Below are 14,305 nucleotides of genomic sequence, written 5' to 3' on the forward strand. Positions count from 1 at the left end.
CTCCATGGCTGTAGCGCAATAGTTGAGCCTGCGCGCTGATATCAACATACTGGTGATATACAGATTCGTCGACTTTACCATCCCCCTTTGGCCAGGTCAGAGATTTGTTCATTTCCTCTGCCCAGTGACTGACAATAACATTCGTATCGTCAACAAGATCGAATTTCAGTGAAACAGGTACGTTACTTAGTTGTTTTTTTAGTTCTGCTGTATCTATTTTTCCCTGACGTATGGTTTTATTAACCTGATTACCATTCGAATCCTGAGAAACAATAGTTTTGTTTTTATATTTTATGAAACTGGCTTCACCACTTTCTTTATCAACTTCGCTGAGCTTATATGTTCGCCACTGGTGTTTTATTTTATCGGAACGCACATAAGTTATCTTGAACCCTTTCACTGTGTTATTTTTAAGCGGAATAAGTTCCATTATACCAATGGCAGTATCTTTCATTTTATCATTAAGCAATTCCCCCTCCGGAGGATTCGCTGTTAGTGACATAAGCTCTTTCCGCAAAGCCTGATTTGCTTTGTTTAAGGCTTCATAGGCTTTAGTGATTTCACTTTCAAATTTTCTTGCTGGCACTCTGCCTGCCTGAGTGATTGCTTCAAAATTAATATCATCAAGATTTTTTTGCGCCTGTTTCTGAGTTTCAAGCAAGCCAGACAGAAAATCATGCTCCTGTTCGATAATTTTAGTATCTGAAGCCTCCAGAAAAAGCAATGTTGCGCTACCTGGGTGAAAATAACATTCTGGGCCATATTTTCCTTTTACAACCGTTCCCGTCCCTTGTACCGATGTTTTACTTTTCTCTTCTCCGGTAGCCATATGCTATTCCTTCATTCTTTAAAGTAATTCTATATGCAGGGCATCAGGCAGGGCAGTATAAACTGCAACAGTTTTACCTTCCGCATCGGTCCTGCCTTCAAATACTTTACCTTCACCGGTTGTTATCCTGTACCGGGTAAAAGGTAAAATCTCCCCGGACTCTTCATCTTTTGCAGTAAAAAACTCACTGAAACCGACGGGAAGCTCAGGTTTGTTTGCATCATAATCAGCTGCGCCCATTTTCTGCACATTGGCCGATTTCAGCAGAATATTCCCAGGGCAGCCCAGCTCGATATTGCCACCACTTAGCCTGATATACGCTCCCGCACAGTTCACCACCAGTTCCTCCGCCGCCGTGATTTCTACTCGCCCTTCCACGCTGGTCATGGTGATATCCTTTTTCGCCGTCGCCTCCAGCGCATCATCCTGCGCCTGGATTTCCATCTTTCCCTTCGCCGCAAACAGCTTCATCCCCGCCTTTCGCGCCAGCAGGCTGACGGCTTCTCCCGCCGCCACCGTAAAACGTTTCAGCGCGCTGATGTCCGTATTCTGCTGTGACACAATCCCCACACAGGCGCTACCCGAAGACAACCGTACCGCCTGCGGACTGCTGATGCTCACGCCCTGCGGCGCATTCAGCACTATCCCCGGCTGCGCCAGCTCTTTCAGCGCATCGTTCAGCGTCTGCTGGTTGCCGGTATCCGATGGCAGGGCCTGAGCCGATTCCGCTGCCGACGCCAGGCTTTTCGCAATACCCAGGGCATTTTCAAGCTGCGCAATCGCCTCCTCCATTGCCAGCATCCTGTCGCCTGCCGAAGGCTGTTTATCCGCACTGATAAACACCCCCGCACCGCCCCGGATGCTCACCCATTTATCCGTACGCAGTTCCGCACCCTCGCCCCGCAACTCCCTCTGCGCATTCACGTTATGCCCCAGGTTCAGCTGCGTCTTGCCGCCGTACTCGGTGCTGAGCTTGATATGCTCCTCGCCGCGCTTATCCTCCATTCGCAGCTTATTATTGGCCGGAGTACGAATCACATTGCGGGTGCTGTTTTTCTCCGTCACAGGGTCGACATGCCGCGAGTCGTGCAGCGCATGCGCAATATACGGCCGGTCAGGGTCGCCTTCGTGGAAAGCAATCGCCACCTCCGTGCCCTGGATCAGCGGGAAGTGAAAGCCGTACACGTCGCCGCCGTAGGGTTTGGCGAGACGCACCGGCATGCTTTCCTGACCCTGCCCTTTCTCCTCTCTGTCAGCGTCAAATTTCACCCGGTACAGGCCGGACGCATCCTGCCAGGCGTAGATATCATTCGCCTTCGCGCTGGTCACCCGTGCCGTCATGGTGCCAGTCACCTTCGGGCGCGGCAGCAGCGGCGGACGCCAGCACAATGTTTCGCTGTAGGGCACCGCCAGCAGGGTCACCCGCAGCGCCTCCCGGCGGCTGGCGGTAAAACCGGTGCCGGTGATTAACAGCGGATCCTGCACGGGCGCAGGCAGGGTCGGTGGGAGGCTGTCGGTAACGGTCAGCACCTGAGCCGGCGCCAGCCAGGCTGCAGTACTGCTCGCGGTAATGAGCGTCTGGTGAGCCAGAAAACGCTCATGGTCGAGACGGGCATAAAAGTTGGCGGTCTCCGTTTGCGGGTCGATTTTATCGCCACGCTCCCGGTGGCGAAGCTTATAGTGGTATACCTCACCATAAGTGATGCCTTCACCATTTCCCTGGGTCATATCCGCTGTTGCCGACTGGAGAACGCTCTGCGCATCGCGGGGGTTATAATCCCGGGTAGTAACGTTCGCCTCTACGACATTGTGCGTGATGTTCAGACCCCATATCGATTCCGCACCGCTGTCGCTCATCCCGGACGGGCTGTTTACAGGGAGTGTTTTATCGAACATCAGCGCCCGCTGCGCGTCGGCGAAGTGGACCACTTCGCTCTGGGCCTCTTCCTGCAGAGTGAAGAAATAAAATATCCCCACCTCTGCCAGCAGACGCTGGATAAATGCCAGGTCGCTCTCCTGATACTGATTAATTTGCTCGCGCCGCGGATAGTGTTGCTTGAGATTAAACTCATACTCCCAGTCATGCAGGTGATGTTCCTGCAATACCTGCTCCACCACCTCCGGCACCGATTTGTTGACGAAAAAACGATGGCTGCGAAACTGTTTATCCAGCAGGGAGAGAAAAGGCTGGAGGGTTATCTGATAGGTCGACTGATCTTCAGAACGATTGACGCGCCGGAAGGTGGTAATCACACCATGGACGCGTTTGCAGTCCGCCAGCTGCTGCAGTGCGCCGCCGCCCATCGTCAGCATGGCGGGTTTGCTCAGGAACTGTGCGGCATCGATGTTTTTCTCTGCGCTGGTAAACGTAATGGTGTAATAATAAAGTTCACTCAGCTTTTCTGCACCACTGAATTCTTCCACATCCAGCGATGCGGTACATGAAGGAATATCCAGCTGGTAACGGTTAAGGGTGGTGCCGGTAATTATTGAAAAGGTATCCATTATATTCCTGTTTTACTCCGCAGTAATGACCACCAAAAATCAATTAACAGGATGCACTGTTTAATTTTGTTTAATGATAATCATCTCATTCATCATAAATATATTTATGTGCATATCGATATCTCAGATACCCCACCAGGAATTTCATAACTAAAAGGAAACCCCAGAGATATTTATATTCACTGACTGCGAAATAAAAAAAGCAGCCAGAAACCGGAACCTTCAACGTTTATCGCCGCCAGCCTTTCTCTGGCACTGTCCTTAGCGCTATCCATACTGATCTCCTTTATCCATCCCCTTTCCTGCGCTTCATCCCCGCAGAGGCCCCGCGTTGCCGACAAGATTGACTGGCTGCAGGCACGCTACCGCCCATCGCTGTTTCCTGTTTATCAGGGACCCGTAGCGCACAGGGTCAGGCAGGCATAATGTTGTTGTTCAACGTCCGCGATCGGGTTCGCGGGTTACTCGGTTTCGTTTTTTAAGGCGTCAGACCCGGCTCCTGACGTATTAGCCGTGCCCGGCGTCAGACAGGCGTCCTTCTGCGGGACCAGACTGATCTCCACCCGGCGATTTTGCGCCCGCCCTTCTGGCGTCTCGTTGCTGGCGACAGGATGACTTTCGCCGTAGCCCTGCACCGCAAAACAGCTCTCCGGCACATCGCCGGTATCGCGCATCCAGTCGCGGACCGCCTCGGCACGCTTCAGGGAGAGCTGTTGATTGGATCTATCGTTGCCGATGCTGTCGGTATGGCCTGCCACCACGATCAGCCAGCCGGGTTTCGCCTTAATGCCCAGCAGCGAATTCACCAGCAGCTTTGTCGAACCCGGTTTCAGCGTCGATTTGCCGGTATCGAACAGCGCCATGCTATCGAGGCGGATCGTCTGCGGCCCCTGCACAACCTGCTTAATGACCGGACGCGGCGGCGGGGGCGGCGCCCAGTCATTGATAGCGGCTTCCACGAAGGGGATCAGCCGCATCCCCTGATACAGCCCCAGCCGGTAACGCAACGGCTCTCCCCGGCGCAGCCAGTCATCCAGCTGGCGGCTGTCGGTACGCAGACGCTGCTGCGCCTGCAGCTTCGGCGTCGGCGGCGTGCCGCTGAGGCGGTGATACACCGCCAGATGATCGCCGACGCTGCGCACCAGGCGCTGGTTGTTGATAAAGGAAGCCAGCATCGCCAGCGCCAGAAAGAGGAAGCCCACGCCAGCGGCAAGACCGGCATCGCGCATCCGGCGGCTGACCCCGTGGCGGTGCGGCAGTGACGACAGAAGAAGATCCGGCAGCGGGTGAGGACCTGGCGCCGCGGCGTTGCCCGGGGAGAGCGTGGTGATCCCGGCGATTTGCTGTTGCCAGAGGTTATTTGCCACCGCCGCCACCGGTGTCAGGCAGATGCCCGCGGCACACAGGTTCAGCGGAGGAAGTTCCGCCTGCCGGGCGCGGAATGGCCGGAAAAGAGCGTTTTCGGCCAAGGTCAGAATGCTCTCCAGCCACAGCGTCTGATGCAGGCGTGAGGCAGGGCTGCCCTCCCGCAGCCACTCGGCAACCGACTGGGGCACTTGACCCTTCTGCTGCACCTGGAAACCAGGCCTCTCCGGCGTGACGGTAAACCAGCGGCTTTCCCCTGCCTGGCCGCCTGGCGGCGTCACCCAGAACACGCTCCACACCGGCGGCAGACCGTTTAGCCAGGTTCGGCACTGAACGATACTCCGCCGCCAGTCGCGTAGCGACTGCGCCAGTTGCTCCCCGGAGGGGTGGTGCTCCGGTACCACCGCCAGCAGCACGGAAACCTGCGATACCAGCGCCGGACGCGCCGCCGCCAGGTACTGGGCCAGCAGCGGCAACTGCTCCGCGCTGTCTCCCCGTAGATACCAGCCGTGACGGGTTTCGCAGTGCGCCGAACGCCCGGGAAACAGACCGTCGGTATCCCCGCAGACCAGAACCACCGCCCCCTGAAAATCCTCGGGCGGCAGGACGATTTCCGATCGCTGACGGCTGACTGCCCGGCGACGCTGACGCCAGAGCGCCGCGCCGCCCACCAGCAGGATGCACAGACTGACGATCACCTGGTTGCCGATGGACAGCGGCCAGAAGCCCAGCACCAGCCACAGGGCCAGGATGACGGTCAGTAGCGTAAGCAGACGACGGGCGTTATCACGCATCTCTTATCCCTGCCCTGCTATCTTCGCCACCATCTGTGACAGCACGGCGGAGAAGGTCAACCACAGCGCGGCCAGCGCCACAATGCCAACCGCCCAGCCGCACCAGTACATCCGCCGTCCGCTGCGCAGCCGGGAGGCACGAACCACCACCGGCGCCTCCTGGGTCAGGCTGAACGGCGGGACCCGCGCGCCAAGCGCATGCGCCACGTCCTCACGCCGTTCGTCATCCTGGGCGCGGTACTGCCCGACAAACCCCAGTTGCAAAGTACGATAGAAACAAGTCAGCACTGCCGCATCCGCCGTGGGCTCTCGCAGCAGCTGGCGGATCCGTTCCCAGAGCTCTTCCCCGGCGTTGAGAGTGCTGAAAAAACGCGCCTGCAGCGGATCCTTGCGCCACCTGCGGTAGCCATCATCCTGACTGGCGCGGTTGAGGACGCTCTCATCGAGCAGCGCGCAGTAGGCATAGAGCATCTGCTCAGCGCTGGTGTCACTGATTCCTGCCGCCGTCAGCGCCTCGCGCGCCTCGGTCACCCATCGACAGGCCTGACGATAGAGCGCCTCGCCATCGGTCACCGGCTGGCCGCAGCGTAACTGGCTGACCATCAGCCAGCCCGGGTAAAAAGTTTTGTTGATCAGATCGCTTTCAGAGGTATTCATGAGCGCAGTACCGCAAAGAGTTCAAGTTTCACGTCGCCAAGCGATTCCGGGGTATAGAAGGTGCAGTTGCCGGCCTCCAGCATCGCGCGGGCGGCATCGGTGGAGAGATCCAGAGCGAAATATTGGTTTTCCAGACGTAGCGGAATGGCCGCCGGCACGTGGCTCAGCGGTTTGATCGCGATGCCGCTGAGGGCAATGTTGACGACCTCGGCGACATCATCATGGCTACCCGCCTTACAGAGCTGCGGAAAGCGGCTCTGTAGCTGGTGAGGGGGGAGTGAAGAGCGCACCGACAGATAAAAATCCGCCCCCTCGCGCAGTCGCGCATCGTGTAGCCTGCCCCGCCAGATCTCCCGGTCGGCGCCCTGCTCCAGAGCGATGGCGATCACCCTTGAGGGCAGGCTGACTTCGAGCAGCGTATCCAGCAGGGCAAACAGCGGCGGGAATACCTGCTCCGGCGAGGCATGCCGGTAGCGGGGGATAGCTTCCAGATGATGTTCAAGGGAGAAGGTCATCAGACTGCCGGCCAGCCTGGCCAGTTCACGATAGAGCAGCTCCGGATGGCGCGAAGGGTCCTGATGCAGCTCGCTGAGCACCGGCTCGGCGCTGTTCAGCGCGTTGAGCAGCCAGAACAGGGAAACATCCGCCACGGCAAAATCAGCCATCCGCGCATTGCTTTCACGGCGCATGGCCATCAGGCGTCTGCGTCGGGCCTGCAGGCGATGTAACAGCTCGCCCAGCTCACTGATCAGCGTCGGGCTTGCCGCCAGCGACAGCAGCGGCGGGATGAATTCCGGGTCAACGATCCACTGCCCCTGGGCATCGCGCACCAGACGCGCTACCGGGCAGGTAAGGAAGGCCGCATTTTCCTCGGTGGAGAGACGCAGCGTCAGCGCGTGCCGCAGAACGGCCAGCTCGCTGCGTTCATGGCCGGCCAGCTCCTGCACGGTCACCTGCTCGGCGCGCCAGCGGCGCGGGCGGGCGCTCTCCTGGCCGTCATCAAGATTGCCGCCGCTGGCGCTGAGCAGCGGCAGAGCAAGTACAACCTCCACGCTGTCCAGCATCACGCCCGATACATCACGGACCGGTGGCAGAGTATCCGCCAGCTCGGTGTCAATCAGCGTTCCGTCGGCGAAACGCACGATCAGCCGGGTGGCGTTGAGCCGGGAAAGGGTGAGCGCGCTGGCGTCAAACTCCGCGCGCAATACCCCCCACGGGTGGGCGAGCGCCATGCGGGAGACCGTATCGGCGACGTGCGCATCCCAGCGAGCCTGTTGCTGAAACTGCTGCGGGACCAGAAAAGCCCCGTCGCGCCATAATGGGCGGAAAATCTTCATTGCACCTCCTGTGCCTTTCGCTTTCATCTGTTTGCAGACAGGACCAAATGCCGCGGCGGATATCCTTCATCCGCCGTACGTTCGCCTCAGCCTCTGCCTTTGCTCTGGCCTGTTCATCACTAGCGGTTTTTCTCCCGAACGTCGTTCGGCTCGATTTATTGCCTGCCGCTTCAGGGAAAGGAAATATCAACTCTGCCCGCGAGGGTTTAGAAGTCAGATGGTATTCTTTGTACAAGGGAGGTTTATCATAAAGCGAAAAAGCCAGGGGAGGTAACGCCTGGCCCTAAATAATATCTGAATTCAACCTACGGCTGCTTTTATGGCTCTTGTTTAATCCATTGAGAAGGAATATTCCATAAGCTATCGTTTTATTATTTCCCCATTGAATGTTAATTAGCGAATTAGTCTCTCCGTCAGGCTTATTTATATTGATCTTAAATATAAATAATAAAAATATCATCGCAATCGATATAGCTTCATTAGCGCTGAGGCCAAAGCGTTCCCCGGCATCAGAGAGATGCCCGGAGGGTTGCCCCGCCCCACCCGGCCATTGCCAGGCGCTGAATTACCCCGTATTTTGGTTTTCCGCTCCGCTGTGGGCGGGTATCAGGGCGAACGAGAGAGAGAAAATGAAACCGCTATTTGTCTATGGGACGCTCTGTCCCGGTCGCAGCAATGCGCATATTCTGGAGGCGATCGGGGGCGAGTGGCGTCCCGGCTACGTCACCGGCACCTTTTACGCGCGCGGCTGGGGCCCAGCCGCCGATTTTCCGGGGATCGTCCTCGACGCTCACGGCCCGCGGGTCAACGGCTATCTGTTCCTGTCCGATCGGCTGGCGGCGCACTGGCCCATGCTGGACGACTTTGAGGAGGGGTACGATCGGGTGCCGGTGGAGGCGACCACCGACGATGGACAGCAGGTCAGCGCCTGGATTTATCAGCTTCAGCCCCGGGAGTAATCCCCGCCGCGAACGCGCTGTACAATACAGCAGCCCAGCGCGTTCACGGCTTTGCGGTCAGTCCGCCAGGCTTTCCGCCACTGGAGTCACCAGCGCCTTCTTCTCAGCCCAGCAGGCAACGTTATCGAGCACCAGTTGCGCCATCGCCGCGCGGGTACTCCAGGTGGCGCTGGCCATATGCGGTGTGACGACCACATTACTGCGCTGCAGCAGCCCGGCCGGTACCGCCGGTTCATGGCTGAAGACATCCAGCCCCGCCCCGGCGATAATCCCGCTCTCCAGCGCGGCAACCAGCGCGGGCTCATCAATCACGCTGCCGCGCGAGATATTGATGAGGATCCCTTTCTCCCCCAGCGCCGCCAGCACCGGCTGGTTAATGAGCCCCTGGTTTGCCGCCGTTCCCGGCGTGCAGATAACCAGAAAATCACTCTCCGCGGCCAGGGTCAGCAGATCTTCCCGCCAGGCATAATTTAGCGCCGGGAGACGCTTGCGGTCATGATAAGCAATCTGCATGGCGAACCCCTCGCAGCGCCGGGCGATGGCCTGGCCGATGCGCCCCATGCCCACGATGCCGACCCGCGAACCGGAGACTTTTTGCGTCCACGGAAAACCGCCCGCCGCCCACTCGCCCGCTTCGATAAACTTGTGGGCGGCGACGATCTGCCGCGAGGTCGCCAGCATCAGGCCCAGCGCCAGATCCGCCACATCGTCGGTTAACACCCCCGGCGTATGGCTGACCCGCACCTGGTGCTCTGCAGCCGCCTGCACATCCACGCCGTCATAGCCGACGCCAAAGACGGCGATCAGCTCCAGCGCGGGCAGGCTGGCGATCAGCTCTCGCGTCACGGTGGCTTCGCCGTTGGTGATGAGCACGGTAAAGGTGCCGGCCAGTGCGCGAAAGTCGGCGTCGGTGAGTGCTGTCAGCTCCACGAGGTGATAGCGTCGCGCCAGTTCCGCGGTCAGGGCATCCGGGAGCGAGGCCTGTTTTAACACGTTCAGTTTCATAGCTTATCTTCTTTCAGAGAGTGGAAGGCGGAGGGTTTCTGGCCGCTCCGGGAGACGATGATGCCGATAACTCCGCCGAGGGCCAGCGCCACGGCGACGATCAGCAGTCCGGAGTGATAGCTGTTGGTCAGGTCCTTAATCTTCCCGAGCAGCGGCGGCAGGCCTAAGCCGACAAAATTGGCGATGGTGTTGATAAATGCAATGGAGGCCGCGGCCGCCACGCCCGCCAGCTTCTCGGTGGTCACCGCCCAGAACACCGGCGTTAGCGCGAAATTAAAGCCCACGGTGAGCACCAACAGCAGATAGGCAACCAGCAGGTTGCCGGCATAGATGGCGACCGCCAGCGAGAGACCGGCCAGAATCAGCGGCAATCCCATATGCCATGCCCGCTCGCCGGTCAGATCCGAATGACGGCCATTGAGGTACATAAACAGGCAGGCGAAAATAAACGGCACCGCGGACAGCAGACTAATGACCACATCGCTCTGCTCGCTGACCATACTTTTGAGGATCAGCGGTAAGAAAAGCGTGATACCAATGGAACCGAACGCCTGCAGAAACCAGACCAGACTCAGCAGGAGTACCACTTTATTTTTCAGCGCACTGAACCAGGAGGCGTGTTGATTGACCACCGCGCCGCGGTTATCAGCGGCAATCTGCGCCGTCAGCCAGCCTTTCTCCGCCTCAGAGAGCCAGGCCGCCTTTTGCGGGCTGGAAGGCAGCAGCCAGAGCACCAGCGCCCCCAGCACGATGGCGGGAACGCCTTCAATGGCGAACAGCCAGCGCCAGCCGGCAACATCGGCAATGCCATGCATATTTAAAATCAGCCCCGAGACGGGCAGCCCGATGATCGACGCCAGCACCGATCCCATATAAAAGAACGACATCGCCCGCGCCCGGTTGCGCTTCGGAAACCAGCAGGAGATATAGTAAATAATCCCTGGGGTGAATCCCGCCTCCGCCATGCCGAGTAAAAAACGCATAATATAAAGCTGGGTCGGCGTCTGGACGAACGCCATGCCGGCGCTCACCATTCCCCAGGTGATCATTATTCTGGCGATCCAGATCCGCGCCCCCACCCGGGTCATGATCAGGTTGCTGGGAATTTCGAAAATAATATAGGAAATATAAAACATGCCGACCCCAAGGCCGTACATGCTGGCCGTTAATCCCAGATCGGCGTTCATTTGCAGCGCGGCAATTGAAATATTGGTTTTATCAAGATTGGCGACAAAATAGCAGATAATAATAAAGGGGATGATTTTGCTGTTTAGCTTTTTTAATGTAGAAGTACAGAGTTCAATGCTCATAATAATAACCCCATGACTTTGCCTCGGGCAGGGGAAGACCGCCCGCGCCAGGCAAAGATTGATATTAAGAATCGCAGCAGGTATTAACCGGGGACTACCACTCGGCGACCACGCCATCGGCAAGGCGCCAGACGGGGTTCCGCCAGTCAGGAGCGCGTCGGCTCATCTCAATCACTTTCTCTTCGTCGATGTCGACCCCCAGCCCCGGTTTCATTAACGGCTTAAAGTACCCCCCCTCCATATTGAAATCGGCTTTGTTTTTCACGAAGTCGAGTAACTCGGCGCCCTGGTTATAGTGGATCCCCATGCTCTGCTCCTGGAAGACAGCGTTGTAGGAAACAAAGTCCACGTGCAGACAGGCGGCCAGCGCGATGGGGCCTAACGGGCAGTGCGGAGCCAGCGACACGTCCGCCGCTTCCGCCATACCGGCGATTTTGAAGCATTCGGTGATGCCGCCGGCGTGAGAGAGATCGGGCTGCAAAATAGCCAGGCCGCCGGCCTCCAGCACCCGCTTGAACTCAAAGCGCGAGAACATGCGCTCGCCGGCGGCCAGCGGGATCGCAGTTTGCGCCGCCAGCCGCGGGTAGTACTCCGCCTGCTCGGCCAGCACCGGCTCTTCGATAAACAGCGGCCGATAGGGTTCCAGCTCTTTAATCAGCAATTTCGCCATCGGCGCGCTGACGCGACCATGGAAATCGAGGCCAAATTCAATGTCGTTGCCAAATGCTTCGCGGATCTGCGCCACCGTGTTCACCGCCGCATCCACCGTGCGCGAACTGTCAATCATCCCCATTTCCTGACAGCCGTTGAGTTTGAAGGTATCAAACCCCATCCCGCGCAGCGTCTTAATCCCGGCAATGACCTCGGCAGGCCTGTCTCCTCCCACCCAGCTGTAGGCTTTGATTTTATCGCGCACCAGGCCGCCCAGCAGCTGCCAGACCGGCGCATTTAACGCCTTCCCTTTGATGTCCCACAGCGCCTGGTCAATACCGGCGATCGCGCTCATCAGGATCGGTCCGCCGCGATAAAAGCCGGCGCGGTACATGACCTGCCACAGATCGTTGATCCGCGCCGGATCCTGGCCAATCAGATAGTCCCCCAGCTCATGTACCGCCGCCTCCACGGTGCGCGCCCGGCCTTCGACGATCGGCTCGCCCCAGCCGACTATCCCCTCGTCGGTTTCAATCTTGAGGAACATCCAGCGCGGGGGTAAACGCCAGGTGGTCAGTTTGGTTATTTTCATTTCACAGCCTCTTGATACGCCCTAACAAATGCGGCGGCCTGCTCTGCGGTCCGCGTTACCGGCTGACCGGCGCGATAGAGATCGCTGCCCAGCCCCGCGCCCGCACAACCGGCCTCGATCCATTGCGCCAGGTTTTCCGGCGTGACGCCGCCGACCGCAAATACCGGCACCGACGCGGGCAAAACCGCTTTCAGCGCCCTGATGTAGTCGGGACCAAACGCCGAAGAGGGAAAAATCTTCAGCGCCTGCGCCCCGGCCTCCAGCGCGGTAAACGCCTCGCTTGCCGTCGCGCAGCCGGCGCAGACGGTCATCCCGTGCCCGACGGCCCGGCGGATCACCGCCGGCTGCACATTGGGGGTCACCACCAGCCGCGCCCCAAGCTGCGCCAGCCGATCGACCTGCGCTTCCTGCAGCACCGTTCCGGCGCCAATCAGCGCCTGCGCGCCGTAGGCCTCGACCACGGCCGGGATGCTCTGCTGCCATTGCGGTGAATTGAGCGGGATCTCCACGGTGTCGAACCCGGCGGCGATCGCCGCGCCGACGTGCGCCAGCGCCTCGTCAGGGGTGATGCCGCGCAGAATAGCGATCAGCGGAAGTGAGGTTTGCCACTGCATGTACGATGCTCCTTATACCAGCCAGAAAGGCATCGTCGCCCGACACTGTCGTCACCTGGCGGCCCAGCAGCTGAAATGCCTGCTGATAGCGCGCGGAGAGGGACGGGCCGGCAACGATCGCGATAGCCTGTTCGTCGGCAATGAAGGCGCGCATGCTGGCCACCTCCGCGCCAATTAACAGGCCGGATAGATACTCGCTCACCTGCTCCCGGGCCAGCGCCCCCAACAGGTGCGCGGCGCGGGTCTCAAAAAGCTGTGGCAACACCGCGGGCGCGGCCAGGCCGCGCGCCAGCCCGGCGTGAAAGGCCGCCGGCGCAGCCTGCTGCTCGGGTAATCCCGCACCGATCAGGGAGTGCGTCAGCAGCAGATGGTGCAGTTCGCCGGTCATCACCGTGCGAAAGTCCTCAATCCGCCGGCCGTCGGTTTTGACCCATTTGCAATGGGTGCCGGGCATGACGTACACCGCCGCAGGGGCCAGCAGGCGTGCGCCGAGGAGCTGTGTCTCTTCGCCGCGCATGACGTTGTGGTGGTCTTCGCGGGAAGTGCAAAGCCCGGGGACAATCCAGATCCCTTCATCTACGGCGGTCAACTGGTTGCCAATGGCCGTGAAATCGGCGGGAAGCGGTAAATAGGGCGCGTTCTTCCAGCCCACGTTGCTGCCTACCATTCCCGCCATGACCACTGGGGTACGCCCCTCGCGCCAGCCATGGATTTGTGTCGCTAACACCGCTGCCGGCGATTGACCGTTCAGGCGGGCGATCCCCGCCGCCGACTGTCGGCTGTCGAGGCAGCGTTCGCCCTCAAACAGCCAGGCGCGAAAATTGGTCGATCCCCAGTCAACAGCGATGTAGCGAGATGTCATGTGATTTCCTTCAGTCTTCGTGTCGGGCTGGCGATCATGGTGAGCGCCGCCTGCTCTGCCGCGTTGCTGTCCTGATGGCGAATCGCATCGAACAGCGCTTTATGTTCCTGGAGCGTTTGCGGCATGTTGGCCTCATCCCCCATCCAGGTCCGTTCAAATATCGCGCGCTGCAGCGAGCTAATCGCCACGCTGAGCTGCTGCAGCACCGGGTTATGCACTGACGCCAGCACCGCTTCGTGATAGCGAATGTCGGCTTCATTAAAGGCATCGCGCTGCTGGTTGTTGGCGATCATGTCATTCAGCGCCGCCTCAATCTGCGCCAGATCGCTGGAGGTGGCCCGCTCTGCCGCCCAGCGGGCTATCGCCGGCTCCACCAGATTACGCACTTCGCTCATCGCCGCGATGAGCCCCGGGTCTTCATCCTGTTCCAGCGCCCATTGCAATACGTCGCTGTCGAGGAAATTCCACTGGCTGCGCGGCGCGACGAAGGCGCCGCGATAGCGTTTCATCTCAATCAAGCGCTTCGCCTCCAGCGAGCGAAAGACTTCGCGGATGATGTTGCGGGAGGTGGCAAACTCCTCGCACAGCTCAGCCTCCGCCGGTAGCGCCGCGCCGGGAAGATATTTGCCGCTCACAATCTGGCGGCCCAGGGTCACCATCAGCCGATCGGTTTTAGTCAGGTTCATAGCGTGTCCTTAACGGGGTTATGCCCGGTTACTTTACTCCGTTCAGCGCATTTCCACCCGGTCTGGTAGTACAAACGTGAACCTGTTCATCCTTGCCTGCGACACATAGTAGTACTATTAATAAAAATTGTACTACAAT

The 14,305-nt window shown here is 59.0% G+C and carries 11 protein-coding genes and 1 pseudogene; 1 reads left to right on the plus strand and 11 read right to left on the minus strand.

Annotated elements, in window-relative coordinates; all coding sequences use genetic code 11:
- Positions 1–847: 847 nt before the first annotated feature.
- From CWM57_RS08495 to tssK, 5 genes and pseudogenes are all read right to left on the minus strand, one after another.
- Positions 848–3,334 (minus strand): DUF2345 domain-containing protein, encoded by a 2,487-nt coding sequence (locus CWM57_RS08495; protein ID WP_100675412.1) that lies wholly within the window; start codon positions 3,332–3,334, stop codon positions 848–850.
- Positions 3,335–3,484: 150 nt separating this feature from the next.
- Positions 3,485–3,609: pseudogene (locus tag CWM57_RS28145) on the minus strand (hypothetical protein).
- Between the two features lie 186 nt (positions 3,610–3,795).
- The gene (locus CWM57_RS08500; RefSeq protein WP_100675411.1) at positions 3,796–5,493 is read right to left on the minus strand and encodes an OmpA family protein; all 1,698 of its coding nucleotides are present in this window, start codon (positions 5,491–5,493) and stop codon (positions 3,796–3,798) included.
- 3 nt (positions 5,494–5,496) lie between these two features.
- Positions 5,497–6,150 carry a type VI secretion system protein TssL, short form gene (gene tssL / locus CWM57_RS08505; protein ID WP_012541320.1) on the minus strand — a complete coding sequence of 218 codons (654 nt, stop codon included), beginning with the start codon at positions 6,148–6,150 and terminating at the stop codon, positions 5,497–5,499.
- Positions 6,147–7,487, minus strand: coding sequence for a type VI secretion system baseplate subunit TssK (tssK, locus tag CWM57_RS08510; RefSeq protein ID WP_100675410.1), 1,341 nt, complete (start codon positions 7,485–7,487; stop codon positions 6,147–6,149). The genes tssL and tssK overlap by 4 nt, the downstream gene beginning before the upstream one ends.
- Before the next feature lie 629 nt (positions 7,488–8,116).
- On the opposite strand from tssK, the gene CWM57_RS08515 reads away from it, so the two are divergent.
- The gene (locus tag CWM57_RS08515; RefSeq protein ID WP_100630697.1) at positions 8,117–8,446 is read left to right on the plus strand and encodes a gamma-glutamylcyclotransferase family protein; all 330 of its coding nucleotides are present in this window, start codon (positions 8,117–8,119) and stop codon (positions 8,444–8,446) included.
- A gap of 57 nt (positions 8,447–8,503) precedes the next feature.
- On the opposite strand, the gene CWM57_RS08520 is transcribed toward CWM57_RS08515, so the two are convergent.
- The 6 genes from CWM57_RS08520 to dgoR all read right to left on the minus strand — a co-directional run bounded on the left by CWM57_RS08520 (position 8,504) and on the right by dgoR (position 14,166).
- Positions 8,504–9,451 carry a 2-hydroxyacid dehydrogenase gene (locus CWM57_RS08520; protein ID WP_008804356.1) on the minus strand — a complete coding sequence of 316 codons (948 nt, stop codon included), beginning with the start codon at positions 9,449–9,451 and terminating at the stop codon, positions 8,504–8,506.
- Positions 9,448–10,761, minus strand: a complete 1,314-nt coding sequence (locus CWM57_RS08525; protein WP_061154175.1) for an MFS transporter — start codon at positions 10,759–10,761, stop codon at positions 9,448–9,450. Before CWM57_RS08525 ends, CWM57_RS08520 begins: the two co-directional genes overlap by 4 nt.
- A gap of 94 nt (positions 10,762–10,855) precedes the next feature.
- Complete coding sequence (gene dgoD, locus CWM57_RS08530; RefSeq protein ID WP_023322864.1) at positions 10,856–12,004, minus strand: galactonate dehydratase; 1,149 nt, start codon at positions 12,002–12,004, stop codon at positions 10,856–10,858.
- Positions 12,001–12,618 (minus strand): 2-dehydro-3-deoxy-6-phosphogalactonate aldolase, encoded by a 618-nt coding sequence (locus CWM57_RS08535; RefSeq protein WP_023340379.1) that lies wholly within the window; start codon positions 12,616–12,618, stop codon positions 12,001–12,003. The genes dgoD and CWM57_RS08535 overlap by 4 nt, the downstream gene beginning before the upstream one ends.
- Positions 12,563–13,480 (minus strand): 2-dehydro-3-deoxygalactonokinase, encoded by a 918-nt coding sequence (locus CWM57_RS08540; RefSeq protein ID WP_012541312.1) that lies wholly within the window; start codon positions 13,478–13,480, stop codon positions 12,563–12,565. The genes CWM57_RS08535 and CWM57_RS08540 overlap by 56 nt, the downstream gene beginning before the upstream one ends.
- On the minus strand, positions 13,477–14,166 hold the full coding sequence (gene dgoR / locus CWM57_RS08545; protein WP_100675409.1) for a D-galactonate utilization transcriptional regulator DgoR: 690 nt from the start codon (positions 14,164–14,166) through the stop codon (positions 13,477–13,479). Before dgoR ends, CWM57_RS08540 begins: the two co-directional genes overlap by 4 nt.
- Between the last annotated feature and the right edge of the window lie 139 nt (positions 14,167–14,305).

Origin of the sequence: Klebsiella sp. G-Nf4 (genome assembly GCF_002810615.1) — a bacterium.
Taxonomy (GTDB): Bacteria; Pseudomonadota; Gammaproteobacteria; order Enterobacterales; family Enterobacteriaceae; genus Klebsiella; species Klebsiella variicola.

Coding starts and splice junctions, on each gene's coding strand:
- CWM57_RS08495 (WP_100675412.1), bottom strand. CDS start 3,334: ATGGATACCTTTTCAATAATTACCGGCACCACCCTTAACCGTTACCAG.
- CWM57_RS08500 (WP_100675411.1), bottom strand. CDS start 5,493: ATGCGTGATAACGCCCGTCGTCTGCTTACGCTACTGACCGTCATCCTG.
- tssL (WP_012541320.1), bottom strand. CDS start 6,150: ATGAATACCTCTGAAAGCGATCTGATCAACAAAACTTTTTACCCGGGC.
- tssK (WP_100675410.1), bottom strand. CDS start 7,487: ATGAAGATTTTCCGCCCATTATGGCGCGACGGGGCTTTTCTGGTCCCG.
- CWM57_RS08515 (WP_100630697.1), top strand. CDS start 8,117: ATGAAACCGCTATTTGTCTATGGGACGCTCTGTCCCGGTCGCAGCAAT.
- CWM57_RS08520 (WP_008804356.1), bottom strand. CDS start 9,451: ATGAAACTGAACGTGTTAAAACAGGCCTCGCTCCCGGATGCCCTGACC.
- CWM57_RS08525 (WP_061154175.1), bottom strand. CDS start 10,761: ATGAGCATTGAACTCTGTACTTCTACATTAAAAAAGCTAAACAGCAAA.
- dgoD (WP_023322864.1), bottom strand. CDS start 12,004: ATGAAAATAACCAAACTGACCACCTGGCGTTTACCCCCGCGCTGGATG.
- CWM57_RS08535 (WP_023340379.1), bottom strand. CDS start 12,618: ATGCAGTGGCAAACCTCACTTCCGCTGATCGCTATTCTGCGCGGCATC.
- CWM57_RS08540 (WP_012541312.1), bottom strand. CDS start 13,480: ATGACATCTCGCTACATCGCTGTTGACTGGGGATCGACCAATTTTCGC.
- dgoR (WP_100675409.1), bottom strand. CDS start 14,166: ATGAACCTGACTAAAACCGATCGGCTGATGGTGACCCTGGGCCGCCAG.